Genomic DNA, 19471 nt, shown 5'->3' with positions numbered 1-19471 from the left:
GCTTCACGCTGCACCACCCGCCTTCTCCGCCAGAATCCTCGACCGCATTCCCGGAAGAGACACCTTTTATGACCGACCCAGCCAGCGTGCCGCTCCTTTGCCTGGAAATCGCCCGGCTGCAGCGCCGTTTTGAAGTGCTCTCATTCACTGCGACCGAAGCCATCAGCCAGCCGTTTTTGTTTGAGATAGAGATTATCGGCGACGGCTTCTACCTGGACCTGACCAGCATCATGTACCTGCCTGCCTTCCTGAACTTCGGCAACAAGCACGGCACACACGGGCAGATCCAGGCGGCGACACGCAAGCATTATCAGAGCGGGCCGGAGTGTTACACCGTGAGGCTGGGGCCACGTCTGAACTGCCTCGGGTTACGTCACAACTCGCGCCTGTTCCAGCACATGAGCGCCGTTCGCATCATCACTCAGGTGATGGAAGAACATGGCCTGAAAAAGAGCTTCCGTTTTGACCTGCGGACCGACTGTCACGAACGCGAAAGCTGCGTTCAGTATCAAGAGTCCGACCTGCAATTGGTCCAGCGCCTGTGTGCAGAAGAAAACATCCACTACCTCTTTATTCATTCCAGACACCGCCACGAACTGATTTTCGGCACAGGCCTGCACGGGTTTCAGCGAAGCCCCATCGCACCCTGGCGCCAGTTTGCCGGGCAGTCGGGGGTGACGCGCTTTGCCGTCACCGATGCGCACAGCGCTGTTCCCGGCAGCCGCGCAGGCCAGCACGCCACCGGACGCAGCACCTTGCCATTTGTGTCCTGTGGGCAACTGCTGCCGCTGGCCGGGCACCCGGAAAAACGCTGGAATCGTCTGTGGCTGATCACCGGGGTCCGGCACCGCTTTACTGCTACTGAAGGCGGAGCCGAACGTTACCTGAACCGGTTTGAAGCCATACCGTGGGAAGCAGGGTTCAGCACGCCGGCACCGCTGCCACGCCATCCGGTTGCGCCCTTGCAGCAGGGCTGGATCGTCGGCACCCGCGATGAACCGACACGGCCTGATGCCTCGGGCCGCGTACCGGTGCACCTCGAATGGTGCTCGCAGCCTGCAAGCAAACCCGATGGCTGCTGCTGGCTGCACCTTGCTCCGGGCCTGAGCCTTGAATGCCGGGGCGGCATGGCCGTGCTGATAGGCTTTCCCGACGCCGACCGAACGCCGCCACAGATCATCGGTTACCTGCCAGAGCAGGCACTCGAGGTTCCTGTCGAGGCTACTTCAGAATCTATCGACAACCTGCACATGCATCTCGACTGGCCATTGACCTCCGGGACCGAGCTGCAACTGGGCGACGGTCCAACTGTATACCTCGACGAAGGCAGCAGCCTGGCGGTAGACGCAGGTGCCAGCCATGTACACATCGACCATGACGGCATGACGCTGAGCAGCCCGCGCATCAGCTTCACCAGCAAAACGAACGACATCGAAAGTGATCCGGAAGCCAGCCAATGACGTAGGGGGTAATTGTGTGGCACTGGGGCGCAGAGAGGTTGTCTCAGAACTGTCCGAACTACCTGCCAGAGCCCTTTTACATGATCCGAGCGATTTTCCTGACACTGATGACCGGTGCAGTACTGGCAACGTTGTCCGGCTGTTCACCGCTGAAGCTGCTTAATTCGTTGAATCCGACAGGTCCGGTCGACCACGTCTACGGCGTCGCCTACGGGCCGGACCCGCGCAATTCGCTTGATATCTACACGCCTAAATCGAAACCGGCCGACGCGCCGGTCGTGGTGTTTTTCTACGGCGGCAGCTGGAACAGCGGTTCGAAAGCCGACTACGCCTTTGTCGGAGAAGCGCTGGCGGCGCGTGGCATGGTGGTTGTGATTGCCGACTACAGGCTCTATCCGCAGGTGCGTTACCCGAGTTTTCTGGAGGACTCGGCCAAGGCCCTGGCCTGGGCTCACAAAAACGCAAAAACCTACGGCGGCGACCCAGACCGGCTATACGTGATGGGCCACAGCGCAGGCGCTTACAACGCTGCAATGCTGGCACTCGATCCTCGCTGGCTGGCTCGTGAAGGGTTATCACCCTCCATTCTCAGCGGCTGGATCGGGCTGGCCGGGCCTTACGACTTCCTGCCCATCGAAAACCCGGACGTGAAACCGGTGTTCTTCTTTCCCGCCTCGCCGCCGGATTCGCAGCCCATCAACCACGTTACGGCCAGTGCGCCGCCTGCGCTGCTGATGGCCTCGAACACCGACTCGCTGGTCAACCCCAAGCGCAACACCGGCGGTCTGGCCCAAAAGCTGCGCGCTGCGGGCGTTCCGGTGCGCGATCTGTATTTCTCCCGCACCAATCACGGCACGCTGGTCGGCGCATTCGCCAAACTGTTGAGTCGCCTGGCGCCGGTGGCCGACGAAGTGGACATGTTCGTCAAACACACCCCTCAAACACATGCTGAAGCCGAAGAATCGAAGCCGAAGCCTCAGTGAACGAACCATCCGTCTTTGCGCGTGAGACGCCAGGCGATCATGCCAAGGCTCAGGCCGCGCAGCAGGGTGAATGCCAGGAATGTCAGCCACAGCGCGTGATTGCCGTGGCTCGAAGCCAGCCAGACGAAGGGCGCGATGCCTGCCGCGCTGAGTAACATAGCGTTGCGCATTTCTCGGGCGCGCGTGGCACCGATGAACAGACCGTCCAGCAAATAGCTCCAGACAGCCAGCAAAGGCATCAGCGCCAGATAAGGCAGGTACGTCATCGCCGTTGCCCGGACCTCGGGAATGTCGGTCTGCAAACTGACGAAACCGTGCCCGCCAATCAGAAACAGCAAGGCGAACCCCACGCTGGCAATCAGCGACCAGCCCCCCGCCACTACCAGCGAGCGCCGCAAGGTGTCGCGATCACGCGCGCCTATGGCGTGGCCGCACAGCGCTTCGACCGCATGCGCCAGCCCGTCCAGCGCATGAGCCGTCAACAGCAGGCCGTTGAGCAGCAGCGCATTGGCAGCAACCGTTGCGTCACCCAGACGAGCGCCCTGCACGGTAATCAGAAACATCACCGATTGCAGGGCCAGTGTGCGCAAAAAAATATCGCGATTGACCGCCAGCAACGGTCGCCAGTTGCTCCAGAGCTTCAGGGCCGACCATACAATCCGGCCCGGCCAGGCGCGCAGTGTCTTGCGAGCCAGCACCAGACCGAGCACCACACCGGTCCATTCCGCCAGCACGGACGCACGTGCAGAGCCAACCACCCCCCAGTCCAGCCCCATCACGAACCAGAGGTTGAGCACAATATTCACCAGGTTGGTGACGAGCAGAATGGCCAGTGGCGCTCTGGCGTTTTGTGCGCCCAGAAACCAACCAACCAGTGCGTAACTGGCTAACGCCGCAGGCAGACCGAACAGGCGAGTGTGGAAGAAATCCAGGGTCATCTGTTGCAGGTCGGCAGACGGCTGCATCATTGCCAGCGCCAGGTGGCTGAACGGCAAGGCGATAACGCCCAGCAGTAACGCCAGCCCGACGGCCAGCAGCAACCCCTGCAAGAGAATCCGGCGCAGCGCTGCGCTGTCCCCACGCCCCGCCGCCTGCGCGGCAAAACCGGTAGTGCCCATGCGCAGAAAGCCCATCGCCCAGGCGAGAAAGGTATACAGCGTCGCTCCGACAGCCACGGCACCCAACTGATGAGCATGGGGTAAATGGCCGATCACCGCACTGTCGACCAGCGCCACCAGCGGAACGGAAATATTCGACAGAATCATCGGCGTCGCCAGCGACCAGACACGACGATGGGTTGGACGATGACGCCAGTCAGTGAGCAACGTGGACATAAGAACTCCCGGCAAGGCAGGCATTGTAACGAGGAAGCGCAGATTTGTGACGTAGAGCGTCAGCCAAGGCATTCCTGTGCTGGAGCGCAAGGAAAGATAATCCCGACTACCCTTCCCACGCTCTGCGCAACTGCGGCCGGGCATAGACTGCTGAATCTGACAGTAATACTTGTCATCACGACTGTTATATAGTCGCCTCCTCTCCACCGCTGCCGACGAGTGCCCCATGTTAAACAAAGGATTGTTTCTGGCCTGCGCGCTCGCGCTGCTGAGTGCCTGTGATTCTTCCAGCACGGACAAACCGTCCGCCGCCGGGGCGCCTGCGAAACAGGCAGCGATCACCGATACAAAGCCCAAACCCGCTGTCGACCTCGCTGCGCTCAGCAAGCGTTACGCGGGTCGTGAGCTGACTGTCATCGACGTATCGGAAATACAGCTGGACGGCGCCAGCGCGCTGTCGGTGAGCTTTTCCGTGCCGCTGGACCCGGAACAGAAGTTCGCTGAAAAACTTCATCTGGTGGACAGCAAGAGCGGCAAGGTCGATGGCGCCTGGGAGCTGTCGGACAACCTCATGGAGCTGCGTCTGCGCCATCTGGAGCCGCAGCGCAAGCTGGTACTGACCGTCGATGCAGGCCTGCAAGCAGTCAACAAGGCCGGACTGGCAAACGAATACATCAGCCGTCTGGAAACCCGCGACCTGCAAGCCACCGTCGGCTTTGCCAGCCGTGGCAGCCTATTGCCGACCCGACTGGCCGAAGGTCTGCCGGTCATCGCCTTGAACGTCGACAAAGTGGATGTCGAGTTCTTCCGGGTCAAACCCGACTCGATGCCGAACTTCCTTGCCCAATGGGACGGCGCGTCGAGCCTGTCCAGCTACAGTTCGGAAGAACTGCTGCCCATGGCCGATCTGGTCTATAGCGGCCGTTTCGACCTTAAGCCCGCGCGCAATACCCGCGAAACCGTACTGCTGCCGATTGCCGGTATCAAGGCCCTGCAACAACCAGGCGTCTACCTGGCGGTGATGCGCGCCTCGGGCACGTACAGCTACTCGCAACCGGCCACTCTGCTTACCCTCAGCGATATCGGTCTGTCGGTGCATCGTTACAGCAATCGCCTGGATGTGTTCACTCAGGCGCTTGAGGGCGGCAAGGCCTTGGGCGATATCAACGTCGATGTGTATGACGACAGTGGCAAGGTCGTCGCTCAGGGCAAGACCGACAGCGATGGCCATGCGCAACTGCCGCTGCCTGCCAGGGCTGCGGTGGTGCTGGCGCACAAGGATGAACAGACCAGCATGCTGCGCCTGAACAGCTCGGCGCTGGACCTGGCCGAGTTCGACATCTCCGGCCCGCAGGCACATCCGCTGCAATTCTTCATTTTCGGACCGCGAGACCTCTATCGCCCCGGCGAAACCGTGCTGCTCAACGGCCTGCTACGCGACGGCGATGGCAAAAACGTCAAACCACAACCGATCACCGTCGAAGTTCGCCGTCCTGACGATCAGGTGAGCCGCAAGTTTGTCTGGGAAGCCGACAGCAATGGTTTCTACCAATATCAATTGCAGCTTGCCGAGGAGGCACCGACCGGACGCTGGCAGCTGGTGTTCGACCTCGGTGATGGCAAGCCTCAGCTCTACGAGTTCAAGGTCGAAGACTTTCTTCCAGAGCGTCTGGCGCTGGAACTCAAAGGCAGCGACGAGCCAGTCGCGCCAGCTGAAAATCCTCAATTCGACGTCACCGGGCGCTACCTGTACGGCGCGCCAGCCTCAGGCAACACCCTGACAGGCCAGGTTTACGTCCGTCCATTGCGCGAAGCGGTGGGCAAACTGCCGGGCTATCAGTTCGGCTCGATCACCGAAGCAGACCTCAAGCACGACCTGGAGCTTGAACCCTTCACACTGGATGCCGAAGGTCACGCGACGCTCTCCGTGCAGAGCCAATGGGCACAGGCCAGGTCTCCGCTGCAACTGATTCTGCAGGCCAGCCTGCAGGAGTCCGGCGGTCGTCCGATTACCCGCCGTCTGGTGCAGCCAATCTGGCCCGCCGAGCATCTACCCGGCGTACGTGCGCTATTCGGCAGCAGCACTGGCGACGACGATTACGACGACGAAGCCGGAAAGGGCGAAGCCCAGACCAATGGCGATGGCCCGGCCGAGTTCGAAATCGTGATGGCTGACGCTGCGGGCAACAAGCTGGCCGCTGATAACGTCAAGGTCAGGCTGATACGTGAACGCCGCGACTACTACTGGAACTACTCGGCCGATGATGGCTGGAGTTACCATTTCAACGAGAAATTCCTCAATCTGAATGAGGAAACCCTCACTGTCGCCAAGGATTCCAGCGCCAAAATCAGCTTCCCGGTCGAATGGGGTCCATACCGCGTAGAAGTGGAAGACCCGTCCACCGGCATGGTCAGCAGCCTGCGCTTCTGGGCAGGCTATCGCTGGCAGGACAACACCGACGGCGGCGCGGTCAGGCCGGATCAGGTCAAGCTGGCGCTAGATAAACCGGCCTACAACGATGGCGATACCGCCAAAGTGACGGTTACGCCTCCGGCCGCGGGCAAGGGCTATTTGTTGATCGAGTCCAGCGAAGGCCCGCTGTGGTGGAAGGAAATCGACGTACCGGCGGAAGGCAAGTCGTATGAAATCCCGCTGGACAAGCAATGGACGCGTCATGACCTGTATGTCACCGCACTGGTGATTCGTCCCGGCGAGCGCAAGGCCAACGTCACGCCGAAGCGTGCTGTGGGCGTGCTGCATCTACCGCTGGACCGCGCGCAGCGCAAACTGGCGCTGAGTGTCACCGCGCCCGAGAAGATGCGTCCCAAACAGCCGCTCAAGCTCAAGGTTGTCGCCAAAAACGCTGACGGCAGCGTGCCCAAAGAGGTACGAGTGCTGGTTTCGGCAGTGGATGTCGGCATTCTCAACATCACCCGCTATGCAACGCCCGATCCGTTTGCCAGCCTGTTCGGGCGCAAGCAGTACGGTGCTGACCAACTGGATATCTATGGCCAGTTGATCGAAGCGGGCCAGGGTCGTCTTGCCAGCATGGCGTTTGGCGGCGATGCGCTGGCCAAGGGCGGTAAACGCCCGGATACCAGTGTCACCATCGTCGCGCTGCAAAGTGCGCCGGTGACATTGAACGAGGCGGGCGAAGGTGAAGCCAGCGTCGATATACCGGACTTCAACGGTGAGCTGCGCATCATGGCTCAGGCCTGGACCGACGACCGTTACGGCATGGCCGAAGCGAAAACTGTGGTAGCTGCGCCGATCATCGCCGAACTGTCGACGCCACGCTTTTTGGCTGGTGGCGACCAGACCAGCGTTGCGCTGGATATTTCGAACCTGTCGGGCAAAGCGCAGAAACTGGACGTAAAAATCAGTGCCGAAGGCCAGTTGAGCATCCCTGGGGGTGATCAGAGCAAGCCCTTGCAGCTCAAACAGGGCCAGCGCATCACCCTGAAAGTGCCAGTGCTGGCGCAAGGCGGCCTGGGTCAGGGCAAAATCAAGGTGCAGGTAGAAGGCCTCGATCTGCCGGGCGAAAACCTGCCGGCCTTTACCCGCGAATGGACCGTCGGCGTGCGTCCTGCCTACCCGGCGATGCTCAAACATTACCGTGCCACTCTCAATGATCAGCCCTGGAGCCTGCCTGAAGGCGCGCTGGAGGCCTTCGAGCCTGCCGGACGTGAAGCGCTGCTGTCGCTGTCAAGCCGTCCGCCGCTGAACCTTGGCGAACAGATCCGGGCACTGAAAGCCTATCCATACGGTTGCCTGGAACAGACCGCCAGCGGCCTCTACCCGTCGTTGTATGCCGACGCTGCAACCCTCAAGCGCCTGGGCCTGACTGGCGAGCCGGAGGCCGAGCGCAAGCGCAAAGTCGAGATCGGTATCGAGCGCCTGCTGGGCATGCAGCGCTATAACGGCAGCTTTGGGCTGTGGGGCTCGGACAGCGAAGAAGAGTACTGGCTGACTGCCTACGTCACGGACTTCTTGCTGCGCGCCCGCGATCAGGGCTTTGCCGTGCCGCCGGATGCGCTGAAAAAAGCTAACGAACGCCTGCTGCGCTATTTGCAGGATGCAGGGCAGATTCAGGTCAATTACAGCCAGAACGCCGAACATACGCGCTTTGCGGTCCAGGCGTATGCAGGTCTGGTGCTGTCGCGCAGTCAACAGGCGCCGCTGGCGGCGCTGCGCAGCCTGTTCGACCGCCGCAGCGATGCGCGCTCAGGTCTGCCGCTGGTGCAGCTGGCCGTTGCGCTGGAGAAGATGGGCGACAAGCCGCGTGCCGATCTGGCCCTGACTGCAGGTCTGGCGGTTGGTCGCAAGAACGAGTGGCTGGCCGACTATGGCAGTTCGCTACGCGATCAGGCGCTGATTCTTGCATTGCTGGAAGAGAACGACCTTGCCAAGGACAAGCGCGAAGAGCGTCTGTTTGCCCTGGCCGATGAAGTCGCGGCCAACCGCTACCTGTCCACTCAGGAAAGCAACTCGCTGTTCCTCGCAGGTCGTAACCTGCTGAGCAAACCGGAGCAGGACTGGACCGCAAGTATCGCCAGCGGCACCGAAACCCGCGAACTGAGCAACAAGCAGCCAGGCCTCAAGCTGGATGGCGCTCTGCTGGCCTCGCCCCTGTCGGTTCACAACCAGGCCCGCGAGCCGCTCTATCAGCAGCTGACGGTCTCGGGCTATCCGGCCCAGGCACCTGCGTCCGGCGGTGAGAACCTGAGCATTCGTCGAGAATACCTAAACCTGAGCGGCGCGCCGCTGAATGTCGGCGCGTTGAAAACCGGGCAACTGGTGCTGGTGCATCTGGAGATCGGTGCAAAGCAGCGTGTGCCAGATGCCTTGGTAGTGGACTTGCTGCCGGCAGGCCTGGAACTGGAAAACCAGAACCTGGCGCAAAGCTCGGCCAGCCTGGAAGACGCCAGCGAAGAGGTGAAGACCATCCGGGCTTCGATGGAAAACGCCGGAATCAAGCATCAGGAATACCGCGGCGATCGCTACGTGGCCGCGCTGGATATCGACGGCAGCAGCAGCGTGCATCTGCTCTACCTGGCACGGGCCGTCACGCCCGGCACTTACCGCGTACCGCCGCCGCAAGTGGAGTCGATGTATCGCCCGAACTGGCAGGCTCTGGGTGAAACGCCTGCGCAGATGGTAGTGAAGGGGAAATGATCGCTAATTTATTTATCCGAATGTGTAACTGAGGGAGCGAACCAGGCGAGGCTTCGCGTGTTCGCGAAAGGGCCGGTACATCTGCTGAAGATATACCGGTCGCAATAGAGCCTTCGCAAACACGTTCGCTCCCGTAGAGGGAGCGCACTGGTGAAATCTCAACCCATCAATGAATAATCCAGCTCAGCAACCACAGGCCCAGGGCCAGCCAAATGATCCCGAGGATGATCGAAGCACGCATGAATGCCCTGACGGCCGAATACAGCAGCATCAGACCAATTATCAGCGCAACGATGCTGATCAGCGAGGTGTCCATGCCCAGCGTACGCGACAGACCGTCGACAAAGTTTCCGCCGGCATGGGTAAACCCGTTGAACAGCCACGCCAGGCCATCGATGAAGAAGCGAATCACCGCGCCGATGGCTTGTCCGAGCCATTCAAAAAAGCCTTCTACCTGCATATGTGCGTCCTGATTGGGGTCGTGAAGAAGATGATCTGCTCGCTTTGGCCGTCGCCAGGCGTGTCAGGTTCCGTGGATCATAAAGGCTCTTTGTGTTGAAACCTGAATTTCTTCTGCGCCTCATGCAAAAACTCAAATGGCTGGCAGGCGGTACTTTGCTGCTGATCGCGCTGCTCTGGCTGGCTGATCGCGTGTGGCCACTGCCGCTACCCAAGGATGATCTGGCGCGGGTCGTGCTGGCTGAAGACGGCACGCCGCTGTGGCGCTTTGCCGATGCCAGCGGCGTCTGGCGCTATCCGGTCACTCATGAACAGGTTTCGCCGTATTACCTGGAAGCGCTGCTGACCTACGAAGACCGCTGGTTCTACCGCCACCCCGGCGTGAACCCGCTGGCGCTGGGGCGTGCCAGCTGGCAAAACCTCAGTGGGGCCCGGGTTGTTTCAGGGGGCAGCACGCTGTCGATGCAGGTTGCCCGCTTGCTTGATCCGCATTCACGTACCCTGCCCGGCAAACTTCGCCAGTTATGGCGCACGGTGCAGCTTGAGTGGCATTTATCCAAGGATCAGATCCTTGACCTGTACCTGAACCGGGCGCCGTTCGGCGGCACGCTGCAAGGTGTGGCTGCCGCCAGTTGGGCGTATCTGGGCAAGTCGCCGCAGAACCTGACCCGCGCTGAGGCTGCACTGTTGGCGGTGCTGCCGCAGGCGCCGAGCCGCTTGCGCCCGGACCGTCACCCGCAGCGCGCACAATTGGCGCGCGACAAGGTTCTCAGACGCCTGGCCGAATTCAAGGTATGGCCGCAAGGCAGTGTGGACGAGGCGCTGGAAGAGCCGCTGTGGCTGGCGCCGCGGCAGGAACCCAGCCTCGCCCCTTTGCTGGCCCGCCGTTTGAATAGACCAGACAGCCCGCCGCTGATCCGCACCACACTGGATGCCACATTGCAGCGGCGCATGGAAGACTTGCTGATGGGCTGGCGGGCCCGGCTGCCGGAGCGTACCTCGGCGGCGATTCTGGTGGTCGAGGCAGAAAACATGGCAGTGCGCGCTTATGTGGGCTCGGTGGACATCAACGACGCAAGGCGCTTCGGGCATGTAGACATGGTGACCGCACTGCGCTCGCCAGGCTCGACGCTCAAGCCATTCCTCTACGGCATGGCAATGGACGCCGGGCTGATCCACTCTGAATCATTGATGCAGGACGTGCCGCGTCGCTATGGCGATTACCGGCCTGGCAACTTTTCCACCGGCTTTGGCGGGCCGGTGGCGGCCAGTTCGGCGCTGTCGATGTCCCTCAATCTGCCTGCCGTGCAATTACTGGAAGTTTATGGGCCGAAACGCTTTGCCGCCGAGCTGCGCAACGGCGGCGTGCCGCTGACCCTGCCACCACTGGCCGAGCCCAATCTGGCGCTGATTCTGGGAGGCGCAGGCAGCCGGCTGGAGGATCTGGTGACGGGGTACAGCGCCTTTGCCCGAGGAGGCAGGAGTGCCGACGTTCGACTGCAACCACAGGACCGGCTACGCGAGCGGCGCATGATGTCGCCAGGGGCGGCGTGGATCATCCGGCGTATTCTCAGCGGCCAGTCGCGTCCGGACATCGATCCGCGTGCAGAGTTAGTACAGCGTCCGCAACTGGCCTGGAAGACCGGCACCAGCTACGGCTTCCGTGACGCTTGGGCGATTGGCGTGGGGCCGCGCTTTCTGGTGGGCGTGTGGATTGGCAGGCCGGACGGTACGCCGGTGCCGGGACAGTTTGGACTGGCGTCCGCAGCGCCGCTGATGCTTCAGGTCCATGATGTATTGGTCAATCGCGACAGCCAGCGCGGGATCGCAGCGCCGGTTCAGCCGGTGCCGTTGAATGTTGGTGTGGCAGCGATCTGCTGGCCGCTGGGTCAGCCGATGAGCAAAAGCGATCCGAATTGCCGTCGCCAGCGCTTTGCCTGGACACTGGATGGCACCACGCCGCCCACCCTGCAAGCAGCCGACCAACCGCTGGGGCTGGGTTTGCAGGAACGTATCTGGGTCAATGCCGAGGGGTTACGCGTAGGAGCCGGTTGCCCGAATGCCCAGCCACAGGACATCGCGCTGTGGCCTGCACCCCTGGAGCCCTGGCTGCCCAGAGCAGAACGTCGCGAAGCACGATTGCCGCCGGCCGCCCCTCACTGCCCGCCGCAGAACCTGAACATGGCCCCGCCTTTGAGCATCGTCGGCGTGCGCGAAGGCGACAATCTGCGCCTGCCCGCCGCCAGTCGTCAGGCCTTGCGCCTGAAACTCTCGGCCTTGGGCGGCAGCGGTCGGCGCTGGTGGTTCATCGACGGCACGCCAATGGCGGACACCGACACCCGGCAAGATTTCACACCGACGCTGAACAAACCGGGTCGCTACCAACTGAGCGTCTTGGACGAAAGCGGCCAGACCGCGCGCGTTGAATTCAGCGTGGTGGAGTGAGCGCCATACTCAGACGGCCAGCCGACGCAGACGGGTGTGACGCAGAGGGTCACGAAGGGCATTCCCACGCTAAGCGTGAGGAACGAGAGGTGTCAGGGACAACACCATCGCGCCCGCTCTTCAGCGTAGTGCGTGGCGCCTGTCGTTACTGAACCTGAAAGATCTTCGTCTCGGGAAACAGGTTGTTGAGGGTTTCCAGAAGCCGGACGTGGTAGATGGGCTTGCGGAACAGATCGAGCACATGAAGACGCAGCATGTCGCTGACGTCGTCCATGTCGGCATGGCCAGAGGTGACGATAACCGGCAAGTGCTGCCGCGAGGTGTGGTCGCGAAGGTGCTTTATCAACTGGATGCCGCTCTCCTCCGGCATCCGCAGGTCGGTGATCACCAGCGCAATATCCGGATGAATGGTCAACTGATGCAGGGCCATCTTCACCGAAGACGCCGTGAAACAGCAGAACCCCTCGCCTTCGAGCAGCTCTGCCAGTTCTTCGTTAGCGTCCTCTTCGTCGTCAACCAGAAGCAACTGCTGGCGGGGGGGATGGAGAGCCATGTGGTTATCTCAACAAAATGATCTCAGAACCATGATCATAAACTACCCCCCGGCGGGTGTGGAGGATGTTGTCTTGGGTGGCGTCAAGGCAGTTTCAATTTTCGTAAAGATATCGCCGACCTTTGAGCTGATACCCGGAACAAAAGCAATCAATGCCACTGCAACCATTGCCGCGACTAACGCGTATTCAATACCCGAAGCAGCCTCACGGTCTTTTAGAAAAAACCTGACTCGGGTATAGGCACCTACATACATCTTGGTAAGGAACATCTTGTTTCTCCTTGCGCCTCCGAGGCGCGAACATGCATGACACATGCGAAAACGTCTGCATCGCCAGCATTGTCTGCAATCGCCAAACCCACAATTACAAAAAAGCATTAACCCGAAAGTTATAACCCTGACATGACCTCGTAAACAGGCACTCCTGACGCCCTCCCATCAGAAAAAAACCTTTTATACCAAAGCACTATGGCGCTTTTTAAACAATGAGCTACCGTCACACAAAAGCCTGTATTCCGTTTACCGTTGCTGTTACAAAGTTGATGCGCCGGTTCAAGAGTGTCCTGCAATGACAAAGGAAAAGTTGCCATGAGCAGTCGTATCACCATGGTGCTCGCTGTGCTGTTTTTGCTGGGCGCATTGATCGCCGGGTATCTGGGAATTGTTGTCAGCAGGCAAGCTGAAGTGCCCGCTGCCGTCACTCAGTCAGCACCTTCACCCGCCGAACAAGCCCCACAGGCCCCTGCGCCACAGCCTGTTGAAGATGCACTGCGTCACAATGTTGTGGTGGTCGCTCGGGACATCCCCGCTTACACACCCATTACGGCGGATGACGTGGTGATCGAACGGCTCAAGGTCGCACCGCCTGGCAGTTTCGACAGCGTTGAGCGTCTCGTCGGACGCAGCAGTTGGCGCACGCTGAACGCCGGAACCTGGCTCAGCGAAAGCAGCTTTGACGCGGGAGGCACTCTGGCACGGATGATTCGCCCTTATGAGCGGGCGCTGGCCTTGCAGGTGGACGAAGTGATCAGCGCTTCCGGTCAACTCAGCCCCGGCGACTACGTGGATGTGCTGCTGTATCTGCCTGAGGACACGCTCAACCCAAATCGCTCCAGCCAAGTGGTGGTACCTGCGTTGCGAATCCTCGGCATCGGCGGGCTGCTTGGCACCGACCACGATGGCAAGCCGGTACAGAACATCAGCGCCGACGAACGTCTGAGACAGGAACAACTGCGCGCCAACGCACGAACTGTGACCGTCGCCGTGCCGGAAGCGTTGGTGAGCCGCCTGATGCTCGCCTCGCAAACCGGCGTCCTGCGCCTTGCAGTGCGCAGTGCCGACGAAGGCAATCTGCAGAACTACTGGTCTGCCGAGCCCGGCAGCAGCGACGTGGCCGAGCGGCTGGACTCCGCCAACCGACAGTTGGTCGGCTTCAGGCAATTGAGCCTGAGCACGCCCGGTACGCCAGCGTCTGGCGCCGTAACGCGCGCGCCCCGGGCCGTCGAGGTCATACGCGGCAACCAGATCACGCAACAAACTCCCTGATTGAGCAAGGATTGCATTTAATGAGCTGTTGTTCCGTGCCCGTTATAAAGCCCGGATTTCTGGGTGTGCTGATTATCGCCCTGTCGGCGCCCTCGGCCTGGGCTGCATCAGGCAGCTGCAACGGGCTTGCAGCGATGCCGGCCGCCATTGAAATCGACCAGGGCATTCAACAGAACGTGCAGTCTCCTGTGGCGATCACGCGCATTGCGGTGGGTGATCCGAAAGTCGCCGACGTACACGTCAGCAACAGTGACGGCTTTCTGCTGACCGGCGTTGCACAGGGCACGACCAGTCTGATGGTGTGGACCGCCTGTTCCAGCGCTCCTCGTCAGAGCATGGTCTTTGTGCGTGGCAGAGCCTCGGCATCGATGGTCGAAACCCTCGCCGCACCGTCCACGGACGCTAATTTACCCAGCCAGGTGCAGACCGATATCCGCTTCATCGAAGTCAGCCGCACCAAGCTCAAGGAAGCCAGCACCTCGATCTTCGGCAAGGGTTCGAACAATTTTCTGTTCGGCGCGCCCGGCACGGTTCCCGGTGTCAACGTCACCCCCGGCACGGTAAGTGGTACGCGGCCGAGCATTCCGTTGAACAACAGCAATTTCAATATCGTCTGGGGAGGCGGCAGCAGCAAGGTGCTGGGCATGCTCAACGCCATGGAAAACAGCGGCTATGCCTACACGCTGGCGCGCCCCAGCCTGGTCGCGCTCAATGGTCAGAGCGCCAGCTTCCTGGCCGGTGGCGAGTTCCCGGTGCCGGTCCCCAATGGCGAGGGCAACGGCATTTCCATCGAGTACAAGGAGTTCGGCGTGCGCCTGACCCTGACACCGACCGTCGTGGGACGCGACCGGATTCTGCTCAAGGTCGCCCCGGAAGTCAGTGAACTGGACTTTTCCGCCGGCATCACCATTTCCGGGACCACCGTACCGGCGCTCAATATCCGCCGTACCGACACCAGTATTGCGCTGGCCGATGGCGAAAGTTTCGTGGTCAGCGGGCTGATCAGCTCCAGCAACAGTGGCTCGGTCGACAAGTTTCCCGGGCTGGGCGATATCCCGATTCTCGGCGCGTTTTTTCGCAGTTCGCAAATCCAGCGCGATGAGCGCGAACTGCTGATGATTGTCACCCCGCATCTTGTGCAGCCGCTGGCTGTCGACGCTCGCCTGCCTTCGCTGCCCGGTGAAAGCCTGCGTAATTACGACCCAAGCTTCCCGCGCCTGTACTTTCTGGAAAACGGCGACTTTGATCGCCGCGACGGGTTGTCCCAATGAGCCAGAGCCTGAGCCAGACGTTTCTGGCGATCACCCGCAATAATACCGATCTGGAGTGGCTGCAAAGCGCACTGGGCTCGCTGGGTCAGGTAGTCAGCGCAGGAACCGGCAGCCTCGACGACCTGCTGGCATTGGTGGACGTCACCTTTGCCAGTGTGGTGTTCGTCGGCCTGGACCGCGAACACCTGATGACTCAGAGCGCGCTTATCGAGAGCGCACTGGAAGCCAAGCCGATGCTCGCAATCGTTGCGCTGGGCGACGGCATGGACAACCAATTGGTGCTCAACGCCATGCGCGCCGGCGCTCGCGACTTCGTGGCCTATGGCTCGCGGTCCAGCGAGGTCGCCGGGCTGGTCCGACGCCTGAGCAAGCGGCTGCCCGCCGTCACACCCAACCCGAACATGAGCGGCCTGTCAGTGCTGTATGGCGCACAAAGTGACGACGATGGGGCCTTGATCGCGACGCACCTGGCGATGGTGGTACACAAGACCGGGCAACGCACGCTGCTGCTGGACCTCGGTTTGCCGCGCGGCGACAGCCTGCAAATGCTGGGTCTCGAGTCGACATTCAGCTTCGGCGACGCCCTGCGCCACTTACGCAGGCTAGATGCCACCCTGATCGACAGTGCGTTCACCACCAGCGAAAGCGGACTGCGGATTCTGGCCTACAGCGAAGCCGACGATCACCTGGAGCAATCCAGCGCCGCAGAGCTTTATATGCTGCTCAGCGCACTGCGCCAGCATTTTCAGCATGTGGTGGTGAACCTGGTGGGCCAACCGGACAGCGAGGCGCTGCGCTCGCTGGTCAGCCATTGCGACCAGTTGCTGTGGTACGCCGACCAGAGCGTGCTGGGTTGTCGGCGCAACCTTACGGTGCTCAACAACTGGCGCGAAAAAGGCATGAAAATGCAGCATGCCGGCCTGTTGGTCGATCGCTATCAGCGCTCGGTCGCGCCCAACTCGGAAACCGTAGCCAAAACCTTCGGCCTGCCGGTGCTGGCCGTACTGCCGCTCGCCCCCGAGTTGCGCCTCAACGCCAAAAATCAGGGCGTTACCCTATTCGAACTGGCGTCGCGCGACGCCCTGTGTTCCGGGTTGCGGCGCCTCGGCGAACACTTGGCGCGTCATTCCGACGTCCAGGTACAAACCGGTCAAGGCTGGCTCGCACGGCTGTGGAGGAGCAAATAATGGCGGAAAAACTGTTTGGCGTGTCCTCTCGCTCTTCGGGCCAGGACGATGGCGGACAAGGCCTGAAACTGGTACTGCACCGCTACATCATCGACGGCATCGAAGAAAGCGGCAAAAACCTGCTTGAAGGTTCGCGTCCGGCGCTTGCGCAGTTTGTCATCGACAAGGTTGCCGAGTATGTCGCCCGTCTGCGGCTGGCCATCTCTCGCTATGAAATGGAGCGGCTGGCTGAAGAGCTGGTCGACGAACTGACCGGTTTCGGCCCGCTGGAAGTGCTGCTGCGCGACAGTTCGGTTACGGAAATACTGGTCAACGGGCCGAGTAAGGTGTTCGTCGAACGTGACGGCGTGTTGCACCACACGGACCTGCGCTTCATGGATTCGCATCATGTCGAGCGCGTCATGCAGCGCATCCTCGCGCCCCTCGGGCGGCGGCTGGACGAATCATCGCCGATGGTCGACGCCCGCCTGCCGGATGGCAGCCGGGTCAACGCTATCATCCCGCCTATCGCGCTGGACGGTCCTTGTTTGTCGATCCGGAAGTTTCGCAAGGACATGCTCAAAAGCGCTGATCTGGTGGCCATGCAGACCATCGACCAACCGATCTTCGAATTCTTCCAGGAAGCCGTCGGCAAGCGCTGCAACATTCTGGTCAGCGGCGGCACCGGCACCGGCAAGACCACCATGCTCAACGTGCTGAGCCAGCTGATCGACAGCCATCAGCGGCTGGTAACTATCGAAGACGTGGCCGAACTGCAACTCAGCCACCCGCACGTGGTGCGCCTGGAAACACGCCCGCCGAATGCCGAAGGGCATGGCGAAGTGCGTGCCAGCGACCTGATTCGCAACTCGCTGCGGATGCGCCCGGACCGCATCATCCTCGGCGAAATCCGCGGTGTCGAAGTGCTGGATGTACTGACCGCAATGAACACCGGCCACGACGGTTCGATGAGCACGGTTCACGCCAACAATGCTCAGGATGCCCTGCTGCGTCTGGAAACCCTGGTTGGCCTGACCGGACGATTGATCCCGGAAAAGACCCTCCGGCAAATGGTTTGCGCGGCGCTGGACGTGATCATCCAGTTGACCCGGCTGCCAGATGGTCGACGCTGTGTCAGCGAGGTGGTGGAAGTAGTCGGCGTGCGTGATGACATCTATGTCACCAATACGCTGTTTCGCCTGGATCGCCGCACGGGGGTCAGTTTCATGCGCGAAGCCGCCCACGCCGCCGGTGACAAGCTGCGGCCGGGCTACTGAGCTCGCCAAAGGAGGCCTCGTGACAGCATCGTTGATATTGGGTGTGATTTCCCTCCTGCTGCTGATCGCCTCTGTCCGTATGTTCTATCTGGCGCTCAATCAGGATGCCAAGGAACGGGTCCGCAGACGCCTGACCGCCGGGCAGATCGAGCCTGTGGTCGAGAAGCCCGGCTGGGCCAGACTAGACCGGGCCTTTATCCGCGCGGGGCTGGGCCTGCCGACCGAACGCATGGGCCTGGCATTGACGCTTTATGCGCTGCTGATTCTGATCGGCTACGCGATGGCCGACGGCATTGGCGCGGGCTGTGCGCTGGTCGGTGTTCCTCTGGGCCTGCGTCTGTTCGTGTCCTGGCGGTCGCGCGTACGCGTGCGGCGCATGATCGAGCAACTGCCGCAATTGCTTGACCATAGCGTCCGCAGTCTGAAATCAGGCAGGACCCTCGCTGATGCGGTGCTTTTTGGTATCACAGCGGCAAACCAGCCACTCAAGGAGGGCATGAGCCGCATCGAGCGCAACGTGCAATTGGGGGTCAGCCTGCCGGATGCTGCGAGGGATTTCGCTGAACTGTACGAAAGCGACGAATTTCACCTGTTCGCGCTCGGGCTGCGGGTCAACCATCGGTATGGGGGCAATGCCAGCGAGCTGATGGAGAACCTGATCCGGCTGATTCGCGACCGTGAACAGGCCAGTCGCCAACTACGCGCCATGACCGGAGAAACGCGCATGACGGCACTGGTGCTGGGCTTGCTTCCAGTAGGAATGGCGGGCTACTTCATGGCCGTGAACCCGGCCTATCTGATGCACATGTGGAACGACGGCAGTGGACGAATTCTGCTGAGCATGGCGTTTGCCCTCCAACTGCTGGGCTGTCTGATGTTGTGGCGCATGCTGAGGAGCATTTGAATGGAGCTGTTGTTCAGTGCCTTGATGCTCGCCGCTGCAGCCTTTCTTCTGTTGTCCGGCCTGGCCCGGCGACGTCGCAACGAGCGTCTGGTGGCGCAACGCCTGCGAGGAAAAGTGGTGCGTGAGAGCCGTATCGGCAGCCTTTTGCGGCTGCTGGGCGACACGCGCATTGGCCAGCGCAGTATCAGCCTTGACTCGGAAACCCAGGTATTACTCAACCGTATCGGCTGGCGACGCGCGAGAAAACGTTCGCTGTTCGCCGCCTGCCAGATTGGCGTGCCCATCGGTCTGATGTGCGTCGTCGCACTGGGCCAGTTGCTGTTTTTCAAAAATATCGAGCAGCCATTGATAGCGCCGGTTTTTGCGCTGGGCGCCGGGTATCTGCTGCCCAAGCGGGCTCTCGCGGCGGTCGCCAAACGCAGGCAGAAGCAGATAGTGGTTGAGATTTCCACGTTCATTCCCCTGCTGCGCATCCTGTTCGAGTCAGGCATGGCCGTCGAACAGGCATTGCGCGTGCTGAGCAACGAGGGCAAGGACCTGCTGCCGGTGCTGTCCGAAGAAATCCGCGTGGTCCTGGCACGGGTAGATTCCGGGCTGGAGCTGGGCGAGGAGCTGCGCAAAATGGCAGCGCTACTGGACGTCGATGAACTGAGCGACACCTGCATCATCCTCAATCAACTGATTCATCAGGGCGGAGGCGCCCTGAAATCGCTGCTGACGCTCAAGCAACTGATCGATGATCGACGCCTGACCCGTTTGCAGGAATACATTTCCAAGCTGTCAGCCAAAATGTCGATGGTCATGATGGTGTTTCTGTTCCCCGCCTTGCTGATTGTGCTGGCCGGTCCGGGGTTTATCGCTATCAGCCGCGCATTGGGCGGTATGTAAGCTGCGTCGC

General features: G+C 61.1%; 14 protein-coding genes. 10 read left to right on the top strand and 4 right to left on the bottom strand.

The genetic code is table 11. The annotated features are described in order from the left end of the window. The first annotated feature begins 68 nt into the window (after nt 1-68). Together POR16_RS03100 and POR16_RS03095 are read left to right on the top strand one after the other, a co-directional pair. On the top strand, nt 69-1460 hold the full coding sequence (locus tag POR16_RS03100; protein WP_005888699.1) for a type VI secretion system Vgr family protein: 1392 nt from the start codon (nt 69-71) through the stop codon (nt 1458-1460). Between the two features lie 80 nt (nt 1461-1540). Next, the gene (locus tag POR16_RS03095) at nt 1541-2443 is read left to right on the top strand and encodes an alpha/beta hydrolase (RefSeq protein ID WP_005888698.1); all 903 of its coding nucleotides are present in this window, start codon (nt 1541-1543) and stop codon (nt 2441-2443) included. Here POR16_RS03095 and POR16_RS03090 read toward each other — a convergent pair. Further along, complete coding sequence (locus POR16_RS03090; RefSeq protein WP_005888697.1) at nt 2437-3777, bottom strand: MATE family efflux transporter; 1341 nt, start codon at nt 3775-3777, stop codon at nt 2437-2439. The genes POR16_RS03095 and POR16_RS03090 overlap by 7 nt on opposite strands. Nucleotides 3778-4003: 226 nt before the next feature. On the opposite strand from POR16_RS03090, the gene POR16_RS03080 reads away from it, so the two are divergent. Beyond that, entirely contained in the window at nt 4004-8953 is a 4950-nt protein-coding gene (locus POR16_RS03080) for an alpha-2-macroglobulin family protein (RefSeq protein ID WP_122381212.1), read from the top strand. 166 nt (nt 8954-9119) lie between these two features. Here POR16_RS03080 and POR16_RS03075 read toward each other — a convergent pair whose 3' ends face one another. Continuing rightward, entirely contained in the window at nt 9120-9413 is a 294-nt protein-coding gene (locus tag POR16_RS03075) for a hypothetical protein (RefSeq protein WP_005888694.1), read from the bottom strand. Between the two features lie 95 nt (nt 9414-9508). Between POR16_RS03075 and pbpC the strand changes: the two genes are divergently transcribed. Beyond that, the gene (gene pbpC / locus POR16_RS03070; protein WP_005888693.1) at nt 9509-11857 is read left to right on the top strand and encodes a peptidoglycan glycosyltransferase PbpC; all 2349 of its coding nucleotides are present in this window, start codon (nt 9509-9511) and stop codon (nt 11855-11857) included. 145 nt (nt 11858-12002) lie between these two features. On the opposite strand, the gene POR16_RS03065 is transcribed toward pbpC, so the two are convergent. Beyond that, nucleotides 12003-12410 (bottom strand): response regulator, encoded by a 408-nt coding sequence (locus POR16_RS03065; protein ID WP_005888690.1) that lies wholly within the window; start codon nt 12408-12410, stop codon nt 12003-12005. A gap of 42 nt (nt 12411-12452) precedes the next feature. After that, nucleotides 12453-12680, bottom strand: a complete 228-nt coding sequence (locus tag POR16_RS03060; RefSeq protein WP_005888688.1) for a Flp family type IVb pilin — start codon at nt 12678-12680, stop codon at nt 12453-12455. 318 nt (nt 12681-12998) lie between these two features. On the opposite strand from POR16_RS03060, the gene cpaB reads away from it, so the two are divergent. Genes cpaB through POR16_RS03030 form a run of 6 tightly spaced genes read left to right on the top strand, consistent with a single transcriptional unit; the run spans nt 12999 to nt 19461 of the window. After that, on the top strand, nt 12999-13955 hold the full coding sequence (cpaB, locus tag POR16_RS03055; RefSeq protein ID WP_005888685.1) for a Flp pilus assembly protein CpaB: 957 nt from the start codon (nt 12999-13001) through the stop codon (nt 13953-13955). Between the two features lie 20 nt (nt 13956-13975). Beyond that, complete coding sequence (locus tag POR16_RS03050) at nt 13976-15226, top strand: type II and III secretion system protein family protein (protein WP_005888683.1); 1251 nt, start codon at nt 13976-13978, stop codon at nt 15224-15226. Beyond that, nucleotides 15223-16413, top strand: a complete 1191-nt coding sequence (locus POR16_RS03045) for a CpaE/TadZ family protein (RefSeq protein ID WP_005888681.1) — start codon at nt 15223-15225, stop codon at nt 16411-16413. Before POR16_RS03050 ends, POR16_RS03045 begins: the two co-directional genes overlap by 4 nt. After that, a complete protein-coding gene (locus POR16_RS03040) occupies nt 16413-17669 on the top strand; it encodes a TadA family conjugal transfer-associated ATPase (protein WP_005888680.1) in 1257 nt (418 codons plus the stop codon). The genes POR16_RS03045 and POR16_RS03040 overlap by 1 nt, the downstream gene beginning before the upstream one ends. Nucleotides 17670-17688: 19 nt before the next feature. Next, on the top strand, nt 17689-18573 hold the full coding sequence (locus POR16_RS03035) for a type II secretion system F family protein (RefSeq protein WP_005888678.1): 885 nt from the start codon (nt 17689-17691) through the stop codon (nt 18571-18573). Further along, a complete protein-coding gene (locus POR16_RS03030; RefSeq protein ID WP_005888675.1) occupies nt 18574-19461 on the top strand; it encodes a type II secretion system F family protein in 888 nt (295 codons plus the stop codon). Nucleotides 19462-19471 lie beyond the last annotated feature (10 nt).

Origin of the sequence: Pseudomonas coronafaciens pv. oryzae str. 1_6, assembly GCF_000156995.2 — a bacterium.
Classification (GTDB): Bacteria; Pseudomonadota; Gammaproteobacteria; order Pseudomonadales; family Pseudomonadaceae; genus Aquipseudomonas; species Aquipseudomonas tremae.
The sequence above is the reverse complement of the archived record's forward strand: the minus strand, read 5'-3'. Positions and strand labels throughout refer to the sequence as shown.